We start from the raw sequence: 24545 nt of genomic DNA on the forward strand, positions 1-24545 counted from the left end.
CAATGTTAAAGACCCAACATCATGGCCCAATATATGTAAGTGGGTTTGTTTTCAGGCGTAGCCCAGGCAAGGCCATAATGCTCGAATGTCGGATCGAGCATGTTCTTGCGATGGCCCGGCGATTTCATCCATGCGTCGAAGACGGCTTGGGTATCACGCTGTCCCGAGGCCACGTTTTCGGCGGCTGGTCCGCGGATACCCGCCTGGCGCAGTCGCGCGACGAAGCCATTGCCCCAACCGACGCTGTGGCCGATCTTTCCGTAACTCGCCATACGCCTTGCTTGATAAAGCGCGGCTTGCTCGAGCTTGGAATCGGTCGCCATCAAAGGCAGACCATTTGCCTTGCGAATAGCGTTGAAAATCGGGGTGGGATCATTGTCTCCGGCAGCCAGCGCCATGTTCAATGGCACGACCGACACCGCCAGCGCCCCACCGGCGAGGACCAGAAAGCCGCGCCGGTTAAGTGTTAATCCTTGTTTTTGCTGCATTGCCTGTCTGAGCTATCCAATTACCGAATTGAGTTCATTTCCGGTAGCTGAGGATACGGAGCAAAATAAAGGCAGGAATGACGACAGCCGCCCCAAGGATCAGATAATCGACAAAACCTGAGATTGCCGAAAAGCCCATATTCCACAGGCGCAGGAAGAAATCGCGAATGCCATAGAAAATATCATAAGGCGTCCAGTGAAACGCGCTCATGACCACGCCGACGACCAGCGAGATCAGCACCAGCTTGATCAGGACACGGGCGGGGGTATCGCCAAGAAAACGGTTCACACCATCCGACATGCAAATCTCCTGAGTGGTTATTGGTCAAAGCGACAGATTCATCGCGCAAGAAATAGGCTGTCCGTGCAGCCTTCGCAAGTTCCACACTCGTTTATCGCTGTTTGCGGTAATCTCGCGGAGCTTTCTGTTTTTGCCGCGAAAATGAACGGTTCATGCTGCGCGTATCGGTGAAACCGCTTGCAACGGCCACTTCCAGCAGGGACAGACCTGTTTCGGATAAAAGTTCCTTGGCCTTTTTAACCCGAAGTTCTTCGCGAACCTCGAATGCCGTTCGCTCAAGGGCAAGTTTGAAACCACGCTCCATCTGGCGGACAGAAATTCCCAATCGTCGCGCGACATCGATCATCGGCACCGGGTCTTCCAGCGTTTCCTCAAAAATACGGATCGCCTTGCGGATCATCGGCGAGCGTACACCGTTGAAACTCAGAGCGGGTTGTTCGGAACGTACAAGCTCATAAGGGATCATGAGGATGGATGCGCTCTTGCGCGCCAATTCCTCGGAAATCTCGTTCTGTATGATTGAAAGCGCCAGCGACGCCGTACCAAGCCCGCCAGCACAGGTGAAATGTCTTCCGCTGCGGTGAAACAGGCTGGTCGTATCGGCTGTATAACCGTCGAAAAGCTCCAGAAAATCGTCACGATGGAACCAGCTGACGCAGCAATTGCGGTCCGGCAGAAGATCGGCCTCCGCCAGCAGAAAGGCGGCAGTACAAAGACCGACTACGGTCTTGCCGCGCCGGTCCGCACGCTTGATGATATCGATCAGTGCCTGCTGCCTCGGCCGATACTGTGCAAGCAGCCCGCCGACAACGGCAACATAATCACAATCGTCGAGTTCTCCCATGGGGGCCGTCGGCTCGATCACCATGCCGGAGCTGGAGGTTACGGGGTCTCCTGATAGCGCGCAGATTTTCCATGCGCAGCGTATCTGACGGCTCTTGTCGCGATCATCGGCAGCAAGGCGAAAAGGATCGAGGAAAAGGCTGAGCGCACTCAGCGTAAAGCCCGGTAGCGCAACAATGCCGACCGATAGCCTGCGCTGCGGGGCATCCGTTGTCGCTTGAAGCTTCCCGTCCTGATCCCGTTCGATTCCAGTTGTCACTTAGGTCGGTCTCCTCCACCCAGAACTATATCTGCTCGGAGGAGGCTAATACAGTCAACGAAAATGCTTGGAAAGCTTCAACTGCTGCGCCTGATAGTTGGAGCCGAGGTCGACACCGTAAAGCGCAGATGGGCGGTGCAGCATGTGTTCGTAAACCAGACGCCCGACGATCTGCCCGTGCTCCAGAATGAACGGAACCTCATGGCTGCGAACTTCCAGAACGGCGCGGCTGCCGGTTCCACCCGCAGCGCTGTGCCCGAAACCCGGATCGAAGAAGCCTGCATAGTGAACTCGGAATTCGCCAACCAGCGGATCAAACGGCGTCATTTCCGCCGCATAAAGCGGGGGAACATGCACGGCCTCGCGTGAGACGAGAATATAGAATTCATCCGGATCCAACACGAGTTCGCGCGCGCCGCGATCATAGATCGGTTCCCAAAAGTCGAGAACGTCGTGCGCTGCGCGCTTGTCCACATCGACCACAGCCGTATGGTGCTTGCCGCGATAGCCGATCAGCCGGTCAGGACCGCCCGAAAGATCGACCGAAAGGGCGATGCCGCCGCCGGAGATATTCGGCATTTCCGCAGCAACCAGTGTTTCGGCATGATGCAGTGCGGCGAGTTCAGCTTCGTCGAGCTGGGCCCGCCCCTTGCGGAAGCGTATCTGCGACAGGCGCGATCCCGTGCGCACGACGATCGGGAATGTGCGTGGGCTGACTTCCAGATAAAGCGGGCCATTATATCCCGCAGGCACCTTGTCGAATTCCTGCGCTCCGTCCGCGATAACGCGGGTGAAGATATCGAGGCGTCCCGTTGAACTTTTCGGGTTTGCCGATGCCGACAGGTCCGCCGACAGCGCCAGCCCTTCGAGGAGCGGAACGATATAAACGCAGCCGGTCTCAAGAACTGCCCCTGCGGTCAGGTCGATCTCGTGCAGTTTCAGTCGTTCCAGCTTTTCCAGGACCGGTGTGCCTGGCCCCGGCATGAAGGAGGCGCGGACACGATAGGCCTTTGCGCCAAGCCTCAGATCGAGGCTTGCAGGCTGTATCTGATCGGGATCAAGAGGGCGTGGAGACGCCAGCAAACCGCTTTCAAACAGCGCGGAAATATCCGCATCCGCCAGAATTCCAGCATCTTTCTGCATCATTACCCCGATACTCCGTAGCCTAAAGCACGTCGTGCTTTATCGTGTTCAAGCGACATGCTTTAATCTCTTGTTTTCACGCATGTCTTTATCCCGAAACCGGTTCCCACTTTCGGGAGACATGCTGTAAGCATTGCTTGACAAAGACCATTGACTGCTCGCGGCGTCAATGCCAACCCTTCCAGCAGCTAGAAACCGGGTTTTCCGCAGGAATCCAAGCATTATCACGGCATGCGGGATGCGCTTTTCCCGAAAAGGGGCGGTTTCGGCATTGACGGCTCTACTCAACAGGCATAATGAAAATGTGTTCCGTGGTGATTTGGCCGGCCGGCTTGCAGCCACGTTAAAGAATTCGCTAAAAAAGGCCGCGGTTCGTTACCGGCCTTTTGCGTGTTCGCAAGGCCGGTTTTTTATTGGCCGCCGAGGCTCGACTATCCTGCCCCGGCCGACCAGCTTTCGACAGGTTGGAAAAATGACGACTGAGAATACCCGCAAGTTTCGCCCTGCAACTGAGCTCGTGCATGCCGGATCGTTGCGTTCCGGATTTGCCGAAATGTCAGAAGCAATGTTCCTGACACAGGGCTTCCTCTATCCGAATGCCGAAGCCGCCGAAGCGCGCTTCAAGGGCGAGGATCCGGGTTTCATCTATTCGCGTTATGCCAACCCGACCACCGACATGTTCGAAAAACGCATGTGCGCGCTGGAAGGCGCCGAAGAAGCCCGTGCAACCGCATCCGGCATGGCGGCGGTCGCAGCTGCGATCCTGTGTCAGGTGCAGGCGGGCGATCACGTGATTTCTGCCCGCGCCGTTTTCGGCTCCTGTCGCTACATCGTAGAGACTATCTTGCCGAAATATGGCGTCGAAATCTCGATTATCGACGGCTCCGATATTGAAAACTGGAAAGCGGCTGTTCGCCCGAACACCAAGGTCATGTTCCTTGAAAGCCCGTCCAATCCGACGCTCGAAATCATCGACATTGCTGCCGTTGCACAGGTCGCCAATGAAGCGGGCGCCAAACTGATCGTCGACAACGTTTTTGCCACACCACTTTTCCAGAAGCCTCTGGAGCTGGGCGCGCATATCGTCGTTTACTCTGCGACCAAGCATATCGACGGTCAGGGACGCTGCCTTGGTGGTGTAGTCCTCTCCGACCGCGAATGGATTGAAAACACCCTGCAGGATTATTTCCGTCACACCGGTCCGGGGCTCAGCCCATTCAACGCGTGGATCATGCTGAAGGGTCTTGAAACACTGGCCGTGCGCGTGCGCCAGCAGACGCTATCGGCGACTGCGGTTGCCGACTTCCTCGCAAACAAACCGGGCGTGAAGCGCGTGATCTATCCGGGACGGGCAGACCATCCGCAGGCCGACATCATCGCCAAGCAGATGACCGGCGGCTCGACCCTCATTGCTTTGGAACTTGACGGCGGCAAGGAAGCAGCCTTCAAGTTCCAGAACGCGTTGCAGGTTTTCAGCATCTCCAACAATCTGGGTGACGCAAAAAGCCTGATTACTCACCCGGCAACCACGACGCACAAGAACCTCAGCGACGAGGCGAAAGCTGAACTCGCTATCTCGGACGGCCTCCTGCGTATCTCGGTTGGCCTCGAAGATACGGATGATCTCGTCGAGGATGTAGAAGAAGCGCTGAAGGCCGCGCGCTAAGCAAACACATAGCTATATTGTGGCATTTAGGCTGCAAACAAAGGCTAAAACTGAGCATTTGCCGGAACATTTCGGCAAATGCCGTTCATTTGACGTGCCGAATTGTTGACCTCCCCCGCAACTTTAGCGATAGGTGGGGCGAACAACGGTGCCCATGAACAGAATCGGCAAACCGTTCAATGCAAAGCATCATTGCGATCCGGTTTTATCTGATCTCAAGGTGCCAAGGCCGATGTGAATGTAGGGCGGGTGCGCATGTACAGAGCGGTAACGCGGGGGATCGAAGTTTCGGTCGAACCTTTCTATTTGGAAGACCAGTCCGAGCCCGAAGAAAACCGTTATGTCTGGGGCTATCGTATAACGATTGCCAACAACTCCACGGAAACCGTACAGCTTCGTTCGCGTTACTGGCAGATTACCGATGCGAACGGGTATGTCGAGGAAGTGCGCGGGCCGGGCGTGGTCGGCGAACAACCAACACTCGAACCAGGCGACTCTTTTCAATACTCATCGGGCTGCCCGTTGACCACTACATCGGGCGTCATGGTCGGGCGCTATCAGATGCAGGGCAACGGCGGCAGTTTGTTCGAAGTCGATATACCCGCTTTCTCGCTGGATATTCCGGAACAAAGGCGAACTTTAAATTAGGTTGGTCATAAAAAATGGCTCGCCACCAGTGGTAACAAGCCATTTTCTCAGCTGTAATAAAGCCTAGGACTTTGGCGCGAATTCCGCCGGATCGAACTCATAGCGTTTCGAGCAGAACTCACAGGTCACGGAAATCTTGCCGTTGTCCGCACTCTCTGCAATTTCCTCGGCTGTAAAACCTGACAGCACACCGGAAATTTTGTCCCGCGAGCACGAACACTCGTCCAGCACAGGCACAGAGTCGAAGACGCGCACGCCGCGTTCATGGAACAGACGATAAAGCAGCCGCTCGGAGCCGACCTGCGGGTCCGTCAGTTCAGAACTTTCGATCGTTCCAACCAGCGAACGGGCTTCGTCCCATGCGTCGTCTTCGGGATGAAAGGCGACTTCGGCTTCATCCTCATCACCGCCTGGCAGGTCGGGGATGCGTGCACGCAGTTCGGATTCCGGCAGGAACTGAATGATCAGCCCGCCAGCACGCCACTGTTCCACTGGCTTACCATCAGCACCGCGTTCGACAAGCTTGGCAACGCTCAGTTTCAGATCAGTCGGAATCTGTTCCGACTGACGGAAATAGGTCGTGGCGATTTCTTCCAGCGTCGAACCATCAAGCGCAACAATGCCCTGATAGCGCTGAGTATAAGCGCCCTGATCCACCGTGAAGGCGAGTGTGCCCCGTCCAAGCAGTTCCTCGGGCTTCGTCTTGTGGGCGGCAACCGCCTCCTTTAACCGTTCCTCGTCGAAACGTGCATAGGCGCGCACCGAACGCGGCGTGCGGAAGTCGACCACCAGCATGTCGACGGGACCGTCGGACTGCGTCTGGAAGATGAACTTGCCTTCAAATTTGAGCGACGTGCCAAGCAATACGGTCAGCACCGTCGCTTCCGCCAGCAGGCGGGCCACTTCTTCCGGATAGTTATGGCGTTTCAGAATGCCGTCGATACTCGCGCCAAGCTGAACCGCGCGACCACGCACGTCGAGTCCTTCCACCTGAAAGGGCACAACGGCGTCATCGCCTGCGAAGTCGAAATCGCCCAGATTGACCTGGATGTTCTCGACTTCGGTATGCTCATTGCTGGTCTTGTCAGCCAAATTATGCTCCCAGATCGCGGCTTTGCAGACACCAGGCCAGAATGGCTTTCTGGGCATGGAGCCTGTTTTCCGCTTCATCGAATACGACCGATTGTGGTCCATCGATCACTTCATCCGTCACTTCCTCGCCGCGATGTGCAGGCAGGCAGTGCATGAAAAGCGCCTTCGGATCAGCTTTTGCCATCAGTCGCGCATTGACCTGATAGGGCATGAAAACGTTGTGGCCGCGGGCATGATCTTCCTGCCCCATCGAAACCCACGTATCGGTCACGATGCAATCTGCGCCGTTCGCCGCTCTTTCCGGATCGATGGTAGACATGATGCTCGCGCCATTCGCTTTCGCCCAATCGACATATTGCGACTTGGGTTCACTGCCTTCCGGCGTTGCGATATTGACGTTGAAATCAAAACGCGCCGCAGCTTCAACCAGCGAGTGGAGGACGTTGTTACCGTCCCCCATCCAGGCAAAAGTCTTGCCTTTGATCGGGCCGCGATGTTCCTCATATGTAAGAACGTCAGCCATGATTTGACAAGGGTGCGTATCGTCCGTCAGTGCATTGATAACCGGAACAGTTGCATATTCGGCAAGTTCCAGCATGCGTTCATGCGATGTGGTGCGGATCATGATCGCATCAACATAGCGCGACAGAACTTTCGCCGTATCGGCGATGGTTTCACTGCGCCCGAGCTGCATTTCCGAACCGGTCAGCATGATCGTCTCGCCGCCAAGCTGGCGCATGCCGACATCGAACGACACACGCGTGCGCGTGGAAGGCTTTTCGAAGATCATCGCAAGCACCTTGCCTGCGAACGGTCGTTCGATTTCTCCCGCCTTCAGGCGCGCCTTGCGCGCCTTGGCGTCTTCCATGATAGCGCGAAGTTCCGATGCCGGAACAGCAGAGAGGTCGATAAAGTGTTTGATCCCGTTATCGCTAGCCATGATATCACGCCGTCTTGCTGATCGGATTTGCAGTTGCGAGCCGTTCGACCGCCGTTTCAATGCGCTTCAGCGCTTCACGCGCTTCTTCCGGCGTCGTAACCAGCGGCGGAAGTAGACGAACGACATTGTCGCCAGCGCCGACGCTCAGGAAATGCTCGTCACGAAGGGCCTGAATGAGACTGGTATTCGGCACAACGCACTTGATGCCGATCAGCAGGCCGCGGCCACGGATTTCGGAAACAACACTTGGGTAGCGGTCAACGATGGAAGCAAGCCCCTGTTTCATGACCAGAGCGGTTGCCTGAACATTTTCGAGGAAACCGTCAGCCAGAACAACATCGAGCACGGCATTGCCGACGGCCATGGCCAGCGGGTTGCCGCCATAGGTCGTGCCGTGAACACCAGCCGTCATGCCCTTGGCCGCTTCTGCGGTCGCGAGACAAGCACCCATCGGGAAACCGCCGCCGATGCCCTTGGCCACAGCCATGATGTCCGGCTTGATACCAGCCCACTCATGCGCAAACAGCTTGCCCGTGCGGCCAACGCCGGTCTGCACTTCGTCGAGGATCAGCAGAAGACCCTTTTCATCACAGATCTGGCGCAGCATGCGCATGAATTCTTCAGGGAAACCGCGCAAACCGCCTTCGCCCTGCACGGGTTCAAGCAGGATCCCTGCAGTCTCATCGGTGATAGCGGCACGCAATGCCGCTTCATCACCGAACGGAACCTGATCAAAACCGTCGACCTTCGGGCCAAAGCCTTCGAGATATTTGGCCTGACCGCCAGCGGCAATCGTGGCCAGTGTGCGGCCATGGAAGGCGCCTTCAAAGGTCACAATGCGGTAGCGTTCCGGGTGACCGCTTACATATTGATAGCGGCGCGCGGTCTTGATCGCGCATTCAAGGGCTTCAGCGCCGGAGTTGGTGAAGAAGACCTTGTCGGCGAAAGTGCTCTCGACAAGACGCCGTCCTAGCTTCTCCTGCGCCGGAATTTCGTAGACATTCGACAGATGCCACAGCTTTTCCGCCTGGGTCTTCAGCGTTTCCACCAGATGTGGATGCGAATGGCCAAGCGAGTTCACAGCAATGCCGGCAGCAAAGTCGAGGTAACGTTCGCCGCTTTCGGTAATCAGCCAGATGCCCTCACCTCGCTCGAAGCGCAGCGCCGCACGATTATAGGTGTCGTAAAGCGGTTGCACGGTCGTAGCGTCGGTCATAGCGTCAGGCCTCCAAAGCCTTTTTTGCAGCTTGCACGGTCGCACCGGCAAAGCTGTGTTTCCCATAAACAGTCCTCAGGCACTCGAAACGGTTCCCACCTTTCGAAAAGCGCCCAATATTCCATCCCAGCTGCCGCGAAAATATAATGAGACATGAGGGAATGGCCCAGATAGCTCATGCTCCTCGCCTGAGCTTCCGGCAGAAATAAAAAACCGCCCTCAGGGCGGCATATTTATCTCGCGCGTATATTGGCGTTCACAAAAAAAATGTCAATCAAAGCAAGCAAGGTTTGCAGGCCATCTTTCGGCATGAGTTCATGCATTTTCTCGTTCTTGTAACATTCGCCGGTCGAAGGTGACTTTACGCGAGCATCCACACTCTATAGAGAAAGGCCTCTCCTCGGCTGAGGCTGCCAGACGGCATATCCGCTTCGCAAGTTCGCGATGTTCCATCCTGAAACAATCCGGGTTTTCAGTTCAGAACCAATTGCGTGCAAAATTTCGGCGCTGGATCAAAGAAAAACCGTCTTTGGCACCCAAGTTGGGGAAAACCATAAAAATGGAATCTGCCTGACAGGGCTATCCCTTGTCATGGAGTCGTTGGATATTGTAGTTTCTTTTTAGAGATTAAAGCTACATTTCGTGCGGCGGACCTAGTCACCCGGATAGATATGGTGTTTGCGCTTGGAGCAATCCGAGAACACTGGCGGATTCCGGATAACGAAAATGATTGGAGCCCAGGGCGATGAACTGGACAGACGAACGCGTCGAACTACTGAAGAAACTGTGGAGCGAAGGCTTGAGCGCAAGCCAGATCGCAGCACAGCTTGGCGGCGTGAGCCGTAATGCAGTGATCGGCAAAGTGCACCGTTTGAAGCTTTCGGGCCGTGGCAAAACCACGACCGCTGCTCCACGCAGCAAGAAGGTCAACACGGTTGCCGCAGCGCCACGTCCTGCAGCACAACATTCAACCGGCGTGCATACGACGACGATGCGCACGGCTACGGTCACCAAGACGGTTGGTGCTACTGCACTTCAGATGGACTACGCCGTAGACGTCGTTGCGGAAAGAGTGGTCAAGCCGGCTTCAGATGTAGTGGTGCCTATTTCGCGCCGTCTCTCACTGCTGCAGCTGAGCGAACGTACCTGCAAGTGGCCGATTGGCGACCCGCTGAACGAAGACTTTCATTTCTGCGGCCATGAATCCGGTGAATCGAGCCCATATTGCAGCTATCATTCGCGTCTGGCTTTCCAGCCGACTGCGGAACGCCGTCGGGCTCGTTAAGACGAATACGAGAATGAGATTATCGGGCCCCGAAGCGAAAGCTTCCGGGGCCTTTATTTTGGTCCACACACGCCTTGTCCCGAAAGCCACCCCACAATTTTCGGGGCGCGTTCTATTTCAAAGTGGACTTGTAAACTTCCAGCGTGCGGTCAGCGATCCCGCTCCAGCTGTAATCCCGCGCGATCCAGTCGATCATTTCTTGCGACTGCTTGCTGGTCAACGGGCTATCGATCTTCTGCCGCAGCGCATCCTTCAATGCATCGACATTGCCAAGCGGAAAGTAACTCTCCTCTGAAAGCCCCACTTCGACATTGGCAGTAATATCGCTTGCGAGTACGTTCAAGCCATACCCCATCGCCTCCAGCAGAGCGATCGGCATGCCCTCGTGGCTGGATGGCAGAACGAACAATGCCGCCTGACTGAACAAGGCTGACAGCTCTTCTCCCTGAAGTGCGCCCGTCAGCACGACACCTGGCACAGCATCAGCCCTTGCGCGGACGGCTCCGGCATATTCAGCGGTATATTCCGCCGAACCGATCAGAGCCAGTTTCAAAGAAGAATCGGAAAGTTTTGCAAAAGCCTCGATGAGATCGAGTTGACGTTTCTCTGGAACAATCCGTGCCACAAGAGCGATATACCGCTCCGGTAACAGGCCGTGCTTCTCCAACCACGTCTTGTCTCGGCAGGCAGGACGCAGCGTGACGCCGTTCGGGATAAATGTGATCGGCACATGGAAATGCTGTTGCATGGTTTGCGCGATGTCGTTGGACACAGCGATACGTGCATTTGCAAAACGCATCCCGCACCATTCGCCAAGCTTCAGCATCGTGCGCGCAAGACGCCCCCACTTCTGACGATTATAGTCAAATCCGTGGTGCGTCACGACCGTGCGCACCCCCAGCAGACGCGCCAGCGGAACAGCCAGAGCCGGACCGATTGCGTGAATGTGCAGAACATCCGGACGTTTGAACCCTGCCCGCAGCACGCCCAGAACCGTATGGACAATCGCCTCGAATTTCATGGAAGTCGGTGCCCAGATCGGCGTTACCCGCACACCCTCCCATACATAAGGCTGTTTCTTTTCAAGGTATGGGCGACGTCCGATGACCTCGACATCCCAGTCCTTTGTCACATAGAGCCGGGCGAGCTCCTCGACATGTTTTTCCACTCCGCCTTGTACGTTTGGAACACCGCGTAGACCCAGCATCATGACGCGAGGTCGTTTGTCGTTTCGGACCATCAAAGCGCCCCTAACTCGGCATAAAGTTCCAGCGTGCGGTTTCTGTATGCCTGTGGCGAGAATTCATTACCGGCCCAGACCCGGCCTACATTCCCCATCTTGCGCCGCGCCTGCGGAGATAATCCCGCAAACTCGCCAAGAACCCGGGCGAGATCATCTATATCGCCTGCACGGGAAACCATTCCGGTCTCACCTTCGATGATCATTTCGGGAATTCCACCAATGTCTGCGCCAATCACCGGCACCCCAAGCGCATAGGCTTCCAGAATACTGATCGGGGCATTTTCATACCATTCAGACGGAAGAACGAGCGCCTTTGCTTCTCCGATCAGCCTATGCAGTCGTTCACCCGAGACATAGCCTGCGAATGTGACATCGCCGCCCGCCTCAGTGGCAATCGCTTTCAGTGATTGTTCTTCAGGCCCGGTGCCTGCAATAACAAGTTTCTGCCTCGCAATCGCCGCTGCACGAATGAGGGTACCGATCCCCTTTTCCGGCGCCAGTCTTCCGACATAGGCGAAGTAATCGCTCTCATCTGCGTAAGGTTTCAGATCGTCCGTATGGGCGAAGTTGGGAATATAGACCAGCTTTTCTTCAGGCCAGCCCCATTCGGCAAGCTTGGCAATATAGAAGCGGCTCGGCACAACGATGCGGTCAAGCGTATTGCGGTAAAGACCAAGCATGCGATGAATGGCTGTTTCAACGAAAACCAGCCCGCTCAGCGCCGTGGAATCCTTGATGCATTTATGAAGCGCCACATTATAAATGCGCCCGCCCTTGCAGCGCTCGCAAATCTGGTTGTGTGACAGCATTTTATAGGCCGGACAGGCCAGCTTCAGGTCGTGGGCTGTCATGACCGTCGGGATACCCGCGTCCTTCAGAACCGGGAAAATCGACGGTGACAAATGATGATAGATATTATGTGCATGCGCGACATTCGGACGAAAACGTTCGATCAGCGCCTTGATCCGGTCGCGCGCTTCCCATGAATAGATGATCTTGCCCGCTTGCACGAACTTTGTGAGCGGGCTGCTTTCCCGGCCATACTCAATTTCCGAGACGAAATAGGAAGACCAGTCGGATGGGAAATTATCCGGATGCTGCATGGCAAAAGGTGCCGTTTGCCAGCCGATTTCAGAAAATAGTTTGATGTGGTCGAGAAAAACAGTTTCGGCGCCACCGCGCCGATAAAAGTAATTGTTGATCGCCAACAGGCGATGTTCTTTATCATTTAAATGCGTCAAGCAGCACCTCGTTGAGCACCAAGGCGCGCCAATGCTTCGCGGACAGAAAGAACAGCCGCCCCACTTTTCACCGCATGAGATACGAGGCGCTCAAAGGTTTCAGGCTTGCACCCGAACTCGGTCGGCGTATCGCTGACATCATGCGTATAGAAGACAAGCCAGCCGGGATTTGCATTCAGATCATCGATCCAGCGAGTCTGGCGCGCAGCGTCATCGTCAGGCTGCCTGATCTCCACCGCCTGCAGAAAGGCAAGGTCGATCATGCCGCGATTGATGCGGTTGCCACCTCCGCGGCATGTAGAGAAACGATCAGCAAAGAGCCGCCGCGACATCATGGAAGATGCGCAGTAGGGATAAGCGAAATTGCGCGCCTCGACACGATCAGGCTCGAACACATCGAGATAGGCGGTGTTGCGATCTAAATCGGCCACTATGTTCTGCGCCCCGACATAAGGAACCTTGAGATGATCATAGGTATGGCAACCCAATTCATGTCCGCGCTCGACCAGTTTCCGGCAGCCTTCCTGTGTGATCAGGTTCCTTTTGGCTTCTTTCGTACCAACCAGGTTGCCTGCAATATAGAAAGTGCCATGAACCCCATGCTTGTCGAGAATGGCAGCCCCGGCGCTTTCGGCCGTATCAGGCACATCGTCAAATGTGAAAGTGATGATCCGTTCATTCTTCGGCAGGCAGAATGGGCGCAATGGAAACCGACGGCTGATGCTGTCGTTCAGCCGTATAGCATACCATTCCAGGCGGCTGCGCGCCTTGTCGAGACTATCCATTTCCATCATTGCCCCAGCCCCCAAAAGCTGTTTCAGACGAGCTTTGCCTTTGCCTGCAAGCGCAATCCGAAGACAGCAACCATAATGCAGAACCACACCGCCCCACCGTTCTGAAAGAACGTGCTCTCCATACAAGACATATATAATCCGTAAAGCCAAAGGCGAATATAGAGGAGCGTTAATATAGGGTCGTTATCTGTGCTTTCCGCTTCCTTAATATACCGAAGCGGTAAGACCATTATCCAGATAAGCGTCAGAATTAAACCAATAATCCCAGCATTGATCATCATATCCAGAAAAGAATTATGTGCATTGAAGGCTGCAACCGCCCAGCTTGCGCCACCGCCACCTGCATAGACCATTTCCGGCGTTTTCCAGAACGAGTCCAGACCGTAGCCGAAAATCGGCTTTGCCGAGATTGCGGCGAATGCGAGTTTCCAGATGTCAGATCGATTTGTAAAGCTGGCGTCAACGCCCAGGCTTTGAACAAGCTCGCGCAAGGGATCGAAAACGGCCGCCCCGACAGCAATAATATTGAAAGCAGCGATCCCGCCGATAGCAATGAAAACACGTGTCCATTTCAGTCGCACAAACACCAGCGACATCACGACGATAAACGGCAACATGGCCGTCGATGTCTTGCCGCCCGTGTTAAGAACAAAGAACACGCAAAGGGCGACGATAAGCATACCCGTCTTCGGCAAGCCGGTTTTCCAGATATAGAGGCCGAAAAAGCTCATCAGCACCAGAGAGGCGGCGGCGGCATTCTTGTGTGGATAGTGGCCGCGCCATGCACCGGCCAGCATAGGTTCAATAACTTCAGTACCCTGATGAATAGCCCGTTGCGGCATAAAGATTACGCCGAAATAGGCAAACGCCAGTGTTATCAATGAACCGGCTGCCAGCAACCGTGCCATCTGGCGTTCGGATTGCGGCAACATGAGAAAGATGCTCGCATTCAACGCGGTCAGGATAGACAAGACCACTTTCTTGCTGGCGATCATCGGGTGAGCCGACAAAAGGGCCGTCATAAAGAGCCAGAAGAAAACCAGGCCAATCAGAACGCGCGGTTGCAGAATGGCACTGCGCATGGAGCTGCTCAGCGCGCAAACCAGAAAGCTGCCCGTCAGAAACAAGGTGACCAGCTGGTTGAGCGAGCTGGAATCTGCAGCTTTGGCTGTGACGCCGGTCACGGCACCAAGATCCGGATAGGGATTGGTGCCTATCCAGATGAATAAGAACATGCAGAGAAAGAGAGCGGCCCCGATAGCTGACGAGACTCGCGGTTGTATCTCCTCACGGTAATGAACCGATAGTTCAGCCAAGTCAGACCAGACCCTCACGGTTTCGACGCCATGCACCAAGATAGCCCAAACTGAGCGCGAGAACCACACCAAGGCCCATCCCGGCAATGCCACCCCCAGCACCAAGCACGACGGTCTTGGGTGGCCAGCTGCGACCAATCGGAGGAATGGCAGTCGAAATGATCCGGATATTGGTCGCATCGAGTTGCTGGCGCTGGCTCGTCTCCGATGAGCGGGTCAGGAACGTGTTGTAGATAGAGACCTTGGCGGCCATGTCGCGTTCGAGGTCCGACAGCTGGACTTGCGCGTCATTGTCGAGCGCAACAGCCGAACGTGCTGAAGCTGCCTGTGCGTTGAGAGCCGCTACAACGGCATTTGCCTGATCGAGGTCAACCTTGGCCGATTGCAGGATACGCGCCCGTTCCTGCGCCAGCTGCTGTTCCAGACCGGCAAGCTGGCGTTCCGTATTCATCAGTTCCGGATATCGCGGACCGTAGGTCATGGCGAGAGCATCGTAGCGCTGTTTCAGCGATGCATATTGTCCACGCAGGTTCGTCATCGTGGGCGATTGCAAGGTGCTTGCCGGACTAACGGCGCTGCCGGTATCCTTTGTCAGCTCCTGATAGCGCGTGCTTGCGTCGGCAACGCGCGCTTTGGCATCGACCAATTTAGAATTGATCTGCGTCATCGACTGGGTGCTGACGAGTTCGCCACCTGATGTTTGCAGGCCGTGCGCCCGGCGAAACGCCGAGACTTTTTCTTCCGCCTCAGTTGCCGCCTTCTGCAGAGAGGACAGACGTTCGGATAGGGCAGCGGCAGCACGTCCTGCGCCATCAGCATCTGCTTGCGCAACTTCCTCCTGGAAGGCGTTCGCCAGAGAATCTGCGACCTTTACCGATTTTTCGGGATTTTCCGTCCAGACCGCAATCGTAACCAGATAGGATCGTTCAGGACGCGTAACGTTGATCCGCTGCGACAGTGCACGTACAGCAGTCAGTGTATCATCTTTCGGACCCGCCGGTTTGCTGAGGCCAAGCATAGCCCTAACATCGAACGCTGGCGGAGGAGGCACAAACTCCTCATCCTCATTCAGCTTCAAGTCCGTCACGACCCGCCGGAGTACGTTGCCGGAAGTCAAGATGCGCATTTTGCTTTCGATGTCGAGAATCTGGCTGTCAGCCTGCAGGCTCTGGGCATAAACATCGTTGGGCAACAACTGGAGTCCAGACGGCGGAACCAGCAAATCCGTATAGGCTGTATAACGAGGCTTTGCCGTCATGCCGTAGGCGAGACCCGCCAAACCACCTATTATTGCGAGCGCTGCGATCAAAATCCACCGGGCACGCATCCAGGCGAGCGCCTCGAACAGGTCGAGTTCCGGCAGCATCAGTCCCTTGTTTGCAGGCGCAATGGTTTCAGTAACCTTTTCTTCTTCACGGACAACATACGTCTCGCGTCTGACTGCACGCAGCCGGTCATCGACGGATGCCAGATTTTCACTGGCAGTCTCTGTTACCCGTGCTTTCGAAGCGAGGTCGCGCAAGGTGTACATTAGTCGTCCCTAAGGTTCACTCAATAGCGCAAACATGGCGCTACTATTTTCCTTAGACTTAAAGATTAAAAAATTCGGTTAATGAAAGGCAATCATCTGCACGAGTGTCACCAAAATGCAAATGACGGTCATTTAGTCCTGCAGTTTGTGATAAATTTCGGTCGACATGCTTGGCACCTCATGTTCTTCGGGACTAAGAGAAAACAGTGCATATGCCTCATCATCAGAAGCTTTACGAAAAAGAAGCCTCTTCGCTGTCATAACCTTATCTTGAAGTTCCAAGCGCGCCTTTGATCCTCCAGAAGCACGCTGAGCCATAGCGGCCCGAAAACTCGGTATGAAAATTTGAAACGCCATTGGTCGACATTACTGTCCTACGCAGCTTCTAGCGGCAGCCTTTTTGCGGCAAACATCGCACAGCTTTTTACATTCGCTATTCTGGCACGCTATCTTGGCTCTCACGAGTTCGGTTTGTTCGTGACGGTGATGGCCGTTACCAGCATCGCCACCTTCATTTGCGGCCTGGGCGGAGCGGAATGCCTCGTACGTCGCGTGGCGCAGGATCGAGCGATCTATCCGGCAATGCTTGGCCACAATCTCATTTTGATCGCAGTTACAGGCGTTGTCCTCGTCGCCGCCGGAATGGTGATATTGCCGTTCTGGCTGAGTGGCTCTCCAGAATTTACAAACAACCTGTTTGGGCTTTTTCTGCTACTTGTCACCAATATTGTGTTGGTGCGCCTTATCCTGCTGGTCGAGCAAATTTACATTGCGCATACTGACTTCGTATCGGCCAATCTCTCCGTCGTCGGATTTGCCATTGCCCGCACCATTGGCGCGACAATCGCCTGCCTTGTGTTTGGCGTATCCACTGTTGTCGGATGGGCTTATTGGCAGTTCGGGGTTCATGTGCTGGTCGCCGTGGTTTATGCCTTGTTCCTGCGCAGACTCGGTCTTCCGCAATACACAATCGTGCGCGATGAACTGCGGCTCGGAGTGATGTTCGCATCACAGTTCATCTTCAAGGCGGTCCGCCAGAATGCCGACCTTCTGCTTCTCGGAACATTGGTAACTCCCAGCATTGTAGGCAGCTACGGCGTCACTCGTCGCATCATCGACAGCAGCACATTGACCGTCGAGGCGATGAACCGTCTCGTCTACCCGCATCTGGCCCGCGCCAGCGCAAACGGCATCCATCATGCGCTACCGATTACAATGCGCCTGCTCGGCGCCGCGATTGCAATCGGCATATTCACATCGCTGGCCGTCTTTATCATTGCGCCCTATCTGCCCTATCTCTTCGGCAGCGAATACGACACGCTGGTTTCCTTCTGCCGCACGCTTTGCTGGATCACGGTGTTTGTTGCTCTATGGTCGATAGCGGTGGATCTTCTGGGTGCAGCCAGCCAGCACAGCTATCGCACGGCGGTCCTGAACACAGGCAACATTCTTGGTGCACCGCTTCTGGCACTGGCCACCTGGTATGCGCCAATCACAGGAACTTTCGCAGCTATTTACGTAATCGAAATCAGTATTGTGTTGGCATCGTGGGGATGCGTTATCTACCTCGTTCGCCGGAGTCGTGACGCAGAAGAGAAAAAAGGCGGTTTCAAGCAGGCGGGGGCTTAGATGACGCGCATCTCTACACCAGCAAATGACATCAAGTCGCGACGTGTTCGCGCGATGCATATTGATGATATTCCTGCCGTCCGCACGCTGTTCCAGCGAGTTTTTCGTCCACACTCAAAGTCATGCAACAAGACTTTCGATCAGTATTTTCAGAAGTTCTTTTTTGAAAGCCCCTACTACGACCCTGCAATTGGCAGCGTGGTCCATGAGGACGAGCACGGTGAGATCGATAGCGCGATCTCGGTTCTGCCCATTCCCTATAGGGTCAATGGTCAATCGATCATGGGGCGATTGCTTTGCGCTTTCATGATGAAACCGGAAATGTCGCCACGCGGCGCCGCCGAATTGACACTCACTTTGCGTCCAAGTGAAAAGATACTCAACTTCACCGACAGTGCTGCGCCAGTAAGCCTCAAACATTCCGAAGCAATTGGGGGGATTACACTCGGCACACATGGACTCGGATGGACACGCATATTCCGGGCTGCCAGCTATGTGGCCAGTTACGTTGCAGAACGGCGTCCAATCCTCGGCGGATGGGCAACAAGCTCAGTAGGCAGAATGCTCAACCCGCTTTTTCCGATTCCTGCGATCATGAGAGCTGCCAAGCCCCGGGCGAATGTGAAGGAAATTGCGCAAGACGAAGCCATATCTCTTGTTCCAGGTTACCTGCAAAGCTATTTGGCACATCCAGCCTGGACAGAAAGCGACATCAACTGGCTGTTCCTGATGGCGTCCGACAATCAGGCTGCCGGTACCTTGCGTTTTTGTGCGATCAACGACCGCACCGGCAGTCCGAGCGGCTTTTTTTGTTACTACGTCCGCTCCAATGGCATTGCAGAAGTTCTGAACATCCTCGCCAAGGCCGGAATGGAAAAACATGCCGTCGATGCGATGCTGCTCCATCTGCAGGATGAAGGGCATGTCGCAGCGCAAGGCCGGGTCGATCCGCGTTATCTCAATGCGCTCTCACAACAGTCGATCATGTTCTTTCGTCTGAAAGCCAACGTTTGTGTAGCCACAGCAAACGCGGATATGCTGAACGCCGTTCAGCGTAATGATATCTTTATTGGCGGGCTCGCTGGCGAAAGCTGGAGCAGGCTGTCGACGGATTTCTATTGAGCTGCAAGCTTCCGTTCCAGCAAGAAGAACGTCGTCGGCCCTGCTTTGCCAGCTCCATTGTCCAGCCGGAAGGCAATGGGGCCAGACCCGACAGCTATCTTGTCATGAATCTTCCCATCAAGACCGACTGGCGAGAGTGTCCATGAAACAGTATTTCCTGCCAGTGTCACATCCACCCGGTTACGCAGCAGAGTGACTGGCAACCGTCCCCAATCCTCTATGATTTTCTCCGCCTTGTCGCGGAAGCGCATGTCGGTATTACGGGCATCACTGGCGAAAATTATCAGCAGCTTTTCACTGTCCTTCAATGGCTTCTCATCAATAGCCGAAACAGCAAACAAGCCCCTCTCCTCGGCATTGCCGAGGGATAGCTCACGCAAAGTCAGGCGGTCTTTCAGTTCAGCAAAGGCAATGGCCTCGGTCTTAGGCGTGACAACCTGCATCCGCAGCTTGTTACGGTCGAGCCGGATTTGACCAGTGGCGCTTTCAAACAGGCCTTGCGAGGGATTGGTCGCGTTGTCATCTGCAAGGAGACCCGCCGTTTTCAGACGCTGCAACACGTTATCGAGTGATACATTTCGATAATCGACCGCGACTTTTTTTTGTAGGCCTTGCGGCCAGGCCAGTTCTTTCGTGGCAAGACCGATCCCGCCAACAAGTGCCAGCGGTTTCAGTCGCGCCGATTCTCGAAACTCAAGCGATTCACCAAGGCTCGCCTCACCCTGCATCATGAACGGTAGATTGAAATCTGCAGTTTCGATGTCGCCTCGACGAAACAGGAGTGACGCCAGCGTTTCGCCCGCACGCGCGACAGGATCGACGGCAAAAGTGTAGGGAACGATACGTTGGCGGAATGGTGCTGCCTCATCAAATGCAAGCGTTAGCGGCCCCTGCCCATGGCGACAGATACCGTCCCAGCCCTGCAATGCGGCATAGGCCGGAAACACCAAACCCGCTTCATATCGATAGCGGTTCCAGAACAGATGCTCGTACTCGGTCACAAGAAAAGGCCGCCCGAGCCAGCGCCCGACAGCGATTTCACTGACATAGGAAGCAGCGTCGGCAATCGAACTCGTATGCTTGATTTCCGTTCCTGGGCTGAGGGTTCCGATCCAGTCATGATAGGTATTGGCAACCAACGCTTTCTGGCTCTGTCTTGAAAGAGCCGTCTGGACGGTGAACCAGTTGTTATAGGGGGCGACAAGACCGCGATAGCCAAGACCGCGTAGGCCCTGTTCCATCCGTTGCGCCAGTAAACGTTCACTTTCAACGAGGAAAGCCTGAAAATCCCGAAGCCGTCTCCCGCCGCCGCTACGGCTTTCAGGCAATTGGATGGTTTGTTGCTCCAGATTTTCGTTGGGAGCCAAACCACCCCATGCTCGTGACAAGGCAGCGGTATTCGCATAGCGCTTTTTCAGAAATGCATTGAACGCGGGACGATAGCCGGGCCAAAATGTGGTCCCGTCGTCATGCTCGTGCACAAAGCTTGTGAATTCGATACCATTTTCATTGAACGGAATGATCAGGGCGAGTGCGGGGTCTTCTAGAGGTGTGAGGCCTGTATAAGGATTGATCGTGGCGTAGACTTCTTTCTGGAAGCGCAGCCAGTGATCGAATGCTGCATCGTCCACATAGGTTCGGCGTTTCAGATTGCCTTCAAGTCCCCAACGATCAGTGTCCTTCCCGCCCAAGGCGCCGCTTTCGGAGGTAAGTCCGTCAATGATCCAGTAAATGCCTTCGCGTTTGAGCGCCGCCATCAGGTAACGCATCCGGTCGAGAGCTTCCGGACGAAAATCGAAATCGCGCTCCTGTCCAAGCATCAAGTCGGCATCAACAAAATGAAGTCGAGCTATATTGTAGCCGTGCAGGCGAAGCTGTCGCACATATCGATCAATGAAGGCATGATCTACCACGCCAGATGAGGGTGGCCCCCAGGCAATCGCGGCACACTGCAGCCGCATCGTTTGGTCAGGCTCGTCGGCTTTTGCGAAACGCCCGGCGGCATTTGCGATCAAACGATTTTTCTCTTCAATCGGGATGTTTGTCAGAAACCCCGAAAAATCGAGCGGACTTCCATCGGAAATTTCGAGATTGTTTTCTGTGACCGGAAGCCATTCCTCAGCACCAGCGTTGGACATCGCGAGGCCTATAAGTGAAACGGATATGGCCAGTCGCAGGATTTTCATCAAGGCTCCCTTATAACCTTACTTTCGATCCAGTCGGTTGGTTTGCGGCGCGGCTGAAAAAAGCCAAGCGGTAGTGCAGCTGCATGAAATATCCATGCTACCACCGCGTAGACGCCAAGCTCGATACTACGCGAACGAATGGACATTGCCGCGAACGGGATCGCCGCAATCACGGCTGCCGCCAGAATTGCCAGCGGCCATCCCGGCACGAAAACGAGAGCCGCCAAGATCACCAGCCACCATAGATAAACCGCGCCCCAAAGCCGTAATTCCGGCAGTTCACGGAACAAATTCTTCTGGTGTGCCTGCCCCATTGCAGCACGCAAAACCTCGCCGGTTCCACGCAGATATTTGCTTTTCCACCGGCGAACCAGAAGCTTATAGGCATTCATGGTATAGCCAAAATGCTGCACAAAAGGGCGATCCAGACGATAGAGTTTCCAGCCTTTACTACGCAGCCGAACACCCGCATCAAACTCTTCATGGCCATGAAGATTGCGATCGGAAAAATATCCCGCCTGCTCGATCGCGCTGCGCCTGTAAAGTCCACCGCCATTCATACGGTCGATGTCACCTGTTCGCGCTTCCGGCGAATGCCGCTTCGCACGACGCTGGAACTCCAGGCTTTCCAGAATCTGGTCCACGACATGGCCGGTCACGCCACCGACATCCGGGTGCTTGTCGAGATAATCAAGAGCTGCCGGCAGAAAATCTGGCTCGATTGTCATGTCGCCATCGATCAGGCAGATATAAGGCTGCGTCGAATACTGAAAGCCCAGTTGTGGACCGAGACCGCAGCAGGCCCGCGCGGGAGGCTCGATCTGCACAATCTTGATCGGATAAGACTGTGCTATCTCTATTGTGCGATCCGTGGACCCGCTATCTGCTACGATTACTTCCACTTTTCCGCCAGGCAAAGCCTTCAGAGCGCTCTCTACAGCCTCGGCGATGCGCTTTTCTTCGTTCAAAGTTTTGATGATAATCGAAACAGACATCGTTGACCTAGTTGGGAGAAAGCACGCGCCTAGCAATCTATTGGCAGAACCAATCAAGCTAGCATTTCATAGTTTCCTTTGGTTTCAAATCCACTAAACACTTCAACTATAAAATGAGATTCGACCTACTCAAATAATTGAGGTTTCCTAATTTAGGAAGTCCTGAAAGACATTTATGCTGACCAAAGATTTTGACATTCGGGTCTATAGCAGCACGGAACAGCTATCCAGCGACTGGCCAGATGCCGATGACAAAACCGGCAGCGCATTTTTTGTGTTCCAGACCAAATCTTTCGTAAGAGCATGGGACGCAACTTACGGGCGCAGACCCGGCACGCAGCTATGTTTGACCGAGGTTCGCCAGCACGACGGCACCCCACTTCTTTTTCTGCCGCTCTCAATCACACGTATTTACGGATCCCGTGTGCTGGGATTCATCGATGACGGTGTGAGCGACTACAACGTGCCTATCGTGTTTCCAGCTGCGGCGAAACTTTCCCCTGACACTACCGCACGCATTCTCGCAGCTGTTATCGCGGCCGCTCCCTCCCATGATGTGATTGCATTCTGCAAAATGCCGGAGCGAGTGGAAGATCTCACAAATCCACTGTGGCAACTGACAAACAAACTTTCTAACGCATCGACACATGCGATTTCTCTGATGCGCCCGATGGATGAGATAGAGCGATCCATACAGAGTATCAGCAATATCAAGAAGCGTGATCGGATGCTTCAGAAGATGGAAGGATGTCGGTTCCTTATAGCGCAAACCCAAGCGGAACGACGATCTGTTCTGCAGGTCATGCTACGCCAGAAACAGCGCCGCTTTGAAGAAACAAAAGTCCCTGGCTTCGATGCGCATCCTGAAAAGCGCCGCTTCTTTGAAGAGGCAACCGAGCAACTAGCTCAACACAATGGCCTGCATCTTTCAGCGCTTGCCGTTGGGGAAACAATATTGGCCACCATGTGGAGCGTCGTTCGCAATGACCATTACTGTGCGATGATCACAACCTTCGAGGCCGGAACATGGAGCAAATTTTCACCCGGCAAAGTGATAATTCTACGCCTTTTGCACAGGCTGAAAGCAGATGGCTACGCCTGCTTCGATCTTGGCTTTGGCGACGAGGGGTGGAAAATCGGCTTGTGCGACCGGACAATACCCCTGCGCGACTATATTCGCCCCGCCACTCTTCGGGGACGCACCTCACTCATTCTTGCCCGTTCACTGGAATGGATACGTTCAACCTTGCTTTACAAAAAGCTGCGCCCGTTGAAATGGCGGGTGCTGCGCAAGTTTGGTTAGAAAGCCTACACAGTACGTTTCGGCATCCGCACCGTGAAAGTTGATCCTTCGCCCAATTGCGAGCGAACAACCAGACGACCGCGATGGCGCGCAAGGATATGTTTGACGATGGCAAGCCCAAGGCCCGTCCCCTTTTGAGCCCGGCTTGTTTCGACGTCAATCCGATAGAAACGTTCCGTCAGGCGCGGCAAATGCTCAGCTGCAATGCCCGGACCAAAATCCTGAACTGATGTCACCACCTCAGCAGAACTGCCGCTGTTATCTTCGTCCAGTTTTACGATGACGCGCTTGCCTGCCTGCCCGTATTTGCAGGCATTTTCGACGAGGTTCTGGAACACCTGGATAAGCTCGTCACGCGCGCCAGTGACTGTAACGGGATGATCCGGCAGTTGACGCTCGATACGGATATCGAGACCGGCTGCCAAGGGCGTCAGTGTGTCGGCAACGTGATTGAGGATGGACGTCATGTCCACACATTCATTGACCGCCAGATGTGCCCGCATTTCAAGGCGAGACAGGGACAAAAGATCGTCGATCAGGCGCGACATGCGTTCGGCCTGTTTCTGCATGATATCCAGAAAGCGGTCGCGCGCAGCTGCGTCGTTTCGAGCTGGCCCTTGCAGCGTCTCGATGAACCCGCGAAGCGAGGCGAGCGGCGTGCGCAGTTCGTGACTTGCATTCGCAATGAAGTCTGAACGCATACGATCAATGCGACGCGTTTCGCTCTGATCGCGGAACAGCAGGACGAAAAGTTCAGGCCTGCCATCCTTACCCGGCAAGGCCTTGACCATCGCCTTGAACCAGCGATCAATCGGGACGCGTTCGAAATATTCAATACTTCGCGCTTCGCCGTCTGCAATCACGCCTTGAATGAGAGCATGCATTTCCGGCGCTCGAAACCGCAAGTAGAGCGCTGTGCCGGTTTCCAGCGACTGGAACGCCTCCAGAGCCGCAGAATTGTTGAATAGAACGGTTCCGCTATGATCGAAGACGACCATCGGATCGGTCAGAAGATCGGCCAGACGCTCGCCGGACACTCCCGCCATTTCGTTGGGTGCCGCTGTCTTCACCGGCTCTTCGTCTGGCTCGCTGCTCGCAACTTCGCTTGCGAGCCACACAGCGCCGAGTACGACAACGGCCAGGAGGCCAGCTCGAAACCAGAAGGGGAGATCAAGAGCCAGCACGCAGACCGCGAGAACCATGCTGGCAATCAAGACACCCTTGACCCGAAGAAGCGGTTCGAAAATCGACTTCTCCGCCTGTGGTTCTGGATCGGTGCGGTTGCCTGCCTCGCTCATGCTGCT

Annotated in this window: 21 protein-coding genes and 1 riboswitch; of the genes, 6 read left to right on the forward strand and 15 right to left on the reverse strand. The window is 54.9% G+C overall.

Annotated features, from left to right (window positions below):
* Window positions 1-5: 5 nt before the first annotated feature.
* The 4 genes from AC1RHM_RS16350 to AC1RHM_RS16365 form a co-directional block, all read right to left on the reverse strand.
* Entirely contained in the window at window positions 6-488 is a 483-nt protein-coding gene (locus AC1RHM_RS16350) for a CAP domain-containing protein (RefSeq protein ID WP_010658223.1), read from the reverse strand.
* 34 nt (window positions 489-522) lie between these two features.
* On the reverse strand, window positions 523-789 hold the full coding sequence (locus AC1RHM_RS16355) for a DUF6460 domain-containing protein (RefSeq protein WP_010658222.1): 267 nt from the start codon (window positions 787-789) through the stop codon (window positions 523-525).
* A gap of 91 nt (window positions 790-880) precedes the next feature.
* Window positions 881-1891: a GlxA family transcriptional regulator gene (locus AC1RHM_RS16360; RefSeq protein WP_010658221.1), complete on the reverse strand. Its 1011-nt coding sequence runs from the start codon at window positions 1889-1891 to the stop codon at window positions 881-883.
* Between the two features lie 54 nt (window positions 1892-1945).
* Window positions 1946-3037: a 2'-deoxycytidine 5'-triphosphate deaminase gene (locus AC1RHM_RS16365; protein WP_010658220.1), complete on the reverse strand. Its 1092-nt coding sequence runs from the start codon at window positions 3035-3037 to the stop codon at window positions 1946-1948.
* A gap of 298 nt (window positions 3038-3335) precedes the next feature.
* Window positions 3336-3415, forward strand: a riboswitch (SAM riboswitch).
* Window positions 3416-3506: 91 nt separating this feature from the next.
* Between AC1RHM_RS16365 and AC1RHM_RS16370 the strand changes: the two genes are divergently transcribed.
* A complete protein-coding gene (locus AC1RHM_RS16370) occupies window positions 3507-4700 on the forward strand; it encodes an O-succinylhomoserine sulfhydrylase (RefSeq protein WP_010658219.1) in 1194 nt (397 codons plus the stop codon).
* Window positions 4701-4955: 255 nt separating this feature from the next.
* Window positions 4956-5348, forward strand: coding sequence for a Co2+/Mg2+ efflux protein ApaG (gene apaG, locus AC1RHM_RS16375; RefSeq protein ID WP_010658218.1), 393 nt, complete (start codon window positions 4956-4958; stop codon window positions 5346-5348).
* A 63-nt stretch (window positions 5349-5411) separates the two neighbouring features.
* Here apaG and AC1RHM_RS16380 read toward each other — a convergent pair whose 3' ends face one another.
* Genes AC1RHM_RS16380 through AC1RHM_RS16390 form a run of 3 tightly spaced genes read right to left on the reverse strand, consistent with a single transcriptional unit; the run spans window position 5412 to window position 8596 of the window.
* Complete coding sequence (locus AC1RHM_RS16380) at window positions 5412-6440, reverse strand: Hsp33 family molecular chaperone (RefSeq protein WP_010658217.1); 1029 nt, start codon at window positions 6438-6440, stop codon at window positions 5412-5414.
* A gap of 1 nt (window position 6441) precedes the next feature.
* Window positions 6442-7380: an ornithine carbamoyltransferase gene (gene argF, locus AC1RHM_RS16385; protein WP_010658216.1), complete on the reverse strand. Its 939-nt coding sequence runs from the start codon at window positions 7378-7380 to the stop codon at window positions 6442-6444.
* A gap of 4 nt (window positions 7381-7384) precedes the next feature.
* Window positions 7385-8596 (reverse strand): aspartate aminotransferase family protein, encoded by a 1212-nt coding sequence (locus AC1RHM_RS16390; protein ID WP_010658215.1) that lies wholly within the window; start codon window positions 8594-8596, stop codon window positions 7385-7387.
* 745 nt (window positions 8597-9341) lie between these two features.
* On the opposite strand from AC1RHM_RS16390, the gene AC1RHM_RS16395 reads away from it, so the two are divergent.
* Window positions 9342-9881 (forward strand): GcrA family cell cycle regulator, encoded by a 540-nt coding sequence (locus tag AC1RHM_RS16395; RefSeq protein WP_010658214.1) that lies wholly within the window; start codon window positions 9342-9344, stop codon window positions 9879-9881.
* Window positions 9882-9993: 112 nt separating this feature from the next.
* On the opposite strand, the gene AC1RHM_RS16400 is transcribed toward AC1RHM_RS16395, so the two are convergent.
* The 5 genes from AC1RHM_RS16400 to AC1RHM_RS16420 form a co-directional block, all read right to left on the reverse strand.
* A complete protein-coding gene (locus AC1RHM_RS16400; protein ID WP_010658213.1) occupies window positions 9994-11121 on the reverse strand; it encodes a glycosyltransferase family 4 protein in 1128 nt (375 codons plus the stop codon).
* On the reverse strand, window positions 11121-12365 hold the full coding sequence (locus AC1RHM_RS16405; RefSeq protein ID WP_012090701.1) for a glycosyltransferase family 4 protein: 1245 nt from the start codon (window positions 12363-12365) through the stop codon (window positions 11121-11123). The genes AC1RHM_RS16400 and AC1RHM_RS16405 overlap by 1 nt, the downstream gene beginning before the upstream one ends.
* Entirely contained in the window at window positions 12362-13159 is a 798-nt protein-coding gene (locus tag AC1RHM_RS16410; protein ID WP_010658211.1) for a polysaccharide deacetylase family protein, read from the reverse strand. Before AC1RHM_RS16410 ends, AC1RHM_RS16405 begins: the two co-directional genes overlap by 4 nt.
* A 23-nt stretch (window positions 13160-13182) precedes the next feature.
* Complete coding sequence (locus AC1RHM_RS16415) at window positions 13183-14394, reverse strand: O-antigen ligase family protein (protein ID WP_010658210.1); 1212 nt, start codon at window positions 14392-14394, stop codon at window positions 13183-13185.
* Window positions 14395-14476: 82 nt separating this feature from the next.
* On the reverse strand, window positions 14477-16006 hold the full coding sequence (locus AC1RHM_RS16420) for a GumC family protein (protein WP_010658209.1): 1530 nt from the start codon (window positions 16004-16006) through the stop codon (window positions 14477-14479).
* Between the two features lie 345 nt (window positions 16007-16351).
* Between AC1RHM_RS16420 and AC1RHM_RS16425 the strand changes: the two genes are divergently transcribed.
* Together AC1RHM_RS16425 and AC1RHM_RS16430 are read left to right on the forward strand one after the other, a co-directional pair.
* Window positions 16352-17635, forward strand: coding sequence for a lipopolysaccharide biosynthesis protein (locus AC1RHM_RS16425; protein ID WP_010658208.1), 1284 nt, complete (start codon window positions 16352-16354; stop codon window positions 17633-17635).
* The gene (locus AC1RHM_RS16430; protein ID WP_010658207.1) at window positions 17636-18757 is read left to right on the forward strand and encodes a hypothetical protein; all 1122 of its coding nucleotides are present in this window, start codon (window positions 17636-17638) and stop codon (window positions 18755-18757) included.
* Here AC1RHM_RS16430 and AC1RHM_RS16435 read toward each other — a convergent pair.
* Together AC1RHM_RS16435 and AC1RHM_RS16440 are read right to left on the reverse strand one after the other, a co-directional pair.
* Window positions 18751-20943: a hypothetical protein gene (locus tag AC1RHM_RS16435; RefSeq protein WP_010658206.1), complete on the reverse strand. Its 2193-nt coding sequence runs from the start codon at window positions 20941-20943 to the stop codon at window positions 18751-18753. The genes AC1RHM_RS16430 and AC1RHM_RS16435 overlap by 7 nt on opposite strands.
* Entirely contained in the window at window positions 20943-21938 is a 996-nt protein-coding gene (locus AC1RHM_RS16440) for a glycosyltransferase family 2 protein (protein WP_010658205.1), read from the reverse strand. Before AC1RHM_RS16440 ends, AC1RHM_RS16435 begins: the two co-directional genes overlap by 1 nt.
* 175 nt (window positions 21939-22113) lie before the next feature.
* On the opposite strand from AC1RHM_RS16440, the gene AC1RHM_RS16445 reads away from it, so the two are divergent.
* Window positions 22114-23241 (forward strand): GNAT family N-acetyltransferase, encoded by a 1128-nt coding sequence (locus tag AC1RHM_RS16445; protein WP_010658204.1) that lies wholly within the window; start codon window positions 22114-22116, stop codon window positions 23239-23241.
* A gap of 5 nt (window positions 23242-23246) precedes the next feature.
* Here the strand turns inward: AC1RHM_RS16445 and AC1RHM_RS16450 are convergent, their stop codons facing one another.
* Window positions 23247-24539: an ATP-binding protein gene (locus AC1RHM_RS16450; protein WP_010658203.1), complete on the reverse strand. Its 1293-nt coding sequence runs from the start codon at window positions 24537-24539 to the stop codon at window positions 23247-23249.
* Window positions 24540-24545 lie beyond the last annotated feature (6 nt).

It is taken from the genome of Brucella sp. GW823-FHT04E01 (assembly GCF_058796175.1).

What these genes read in the sequence shown, in the direction of transcription:
- AC1RHM_RS16445 (WP_010658204.1), top strand. Translation starts at nt 22,114, where the DNA reads ATGCTGACCAAAGATTTTGACATTCGGGTCTATAGCAGCACGGAACAG.
- AC1RHM_RS16450 (WP_010658203.1), bottom strand. Translation starts at nt 24,539, where the DNA reads ATGAGCGAGGCAGGCAACCGCACCGATCCAGAACCACAGGCGGAGAAG.
- AC1RHM_RS16355 (WP_010658222.1), bottom strand. Translation starts at nt 789, where the DNA reads ATGTCGGATGGTGTGAACCGTTTTCTTGGCGATACCCCCGCCCGTGTC.
- argF (WP_010658216.1), bottom strand. Translation starts at nt 7,380, where the DNA reads ATGGCTAGCGATAACGGGATCAAACACTTTATCGACCTCTCTGCTGTT.
- AC1RHM_RS16435 (WP_010658206.1), bottom strand. Translation starts at nt 20,943, where the DNA reads ATGAAAATCCTGCGACTGGCCATATCCGTTTCACTTATAGGCCTCGCG.
- AC1RHM_RS16390 (WP_010658215.1), bottom strand. Translation starts at nt 8,596, where the DNA reads ATGACCGACGCTACGACCGTGCAACCGCTTTACGACACCTATAATCGT.
- AC1RHM_RS16350 (WP_010658223.1), bottom strand. Translation starts at nt 488, where the DNA reads ATGCAGCAAAAACAAGGATTAACACTTAACCGGCGCGGCTTTCTGGTC.
- AC1RHM_RS16395 (WP_010658214.1), top strand. Translation starts at nt 9,342, where the DNA reads ATGAACTGGACAGACGAACGCGTCGAACTACTGAAGAAACTGTGGAGC.
- AC1RHM_RS16420 (WP_010658209.1), bottom strand. Translation starts at nt 16,006, where the DNA reads ATGTACACCTTGCGCGACCTCGCTTCGAAAGCACGGGTAACAGAGACT.
- AC1RHM_RS16400 (WP_010658213.1), bottom strand. Translation starts at nt 11,121, where the DNA reads ATGGTCCGAAACGACAAACGACCTCGCGTCATGATGCTGGGTCTACGC.
- AC1RHM_RS16370 (WP_010658219.1), top strand. Translation starts at nt 3,507, where the DNA reads ATGACGACTGAGAATACCCGCAAGTTTCGCCCTGCAACTGAGCTCGTG.
- AC1RHM_RS16430 (WP_010658207.1), top strand. Translation starts at nt 17,636, where the DNA reads ATGACGCGCATCTCTACACCAGCAAATGACATCAAGTCGCGACGTGTT.
- AC1RHM_RS16410 (WP_010658211.1), bottom strand. Translation starts at nt 13,159, where the DNA reads ATGATGGAAATGGATAGTCTCGACAAGGCGCGCAGCCGCCTGGAATGG.
- AC1RHM_RS16440 (WP_010658205.1), bottom strand. Translation starts at nt 21,938, where the DNA reads ATGTCTGTTTCGATTATCATCAAAACTTTGAACGAAGAAAAGCGCATC.
- apaG (WP_010658218.1), top strand. Translation starts at nt 4,956, where the DNA reads ATGTACAGAGCGGTAACGCGGGGGATCGAAGTTTCGGTCGAACCTTTC.
- AC1RHM_RS16415 (WP_010658210.1), bottom strand. Translation starts at nt 14,394, where the DNA reads ATGTTCTTATTCATCTGGATAGGCACCAATCCCTATCCGGATCTTGGT.
- AC1RHM_RS16365 (WP_010658220.1), bottom strand. Translation starts at nt 3,037, where the DNA reads ATGATGCAGAAAGATGCTGGAATTCTGGCGGATGCGGATATTTCCGCG.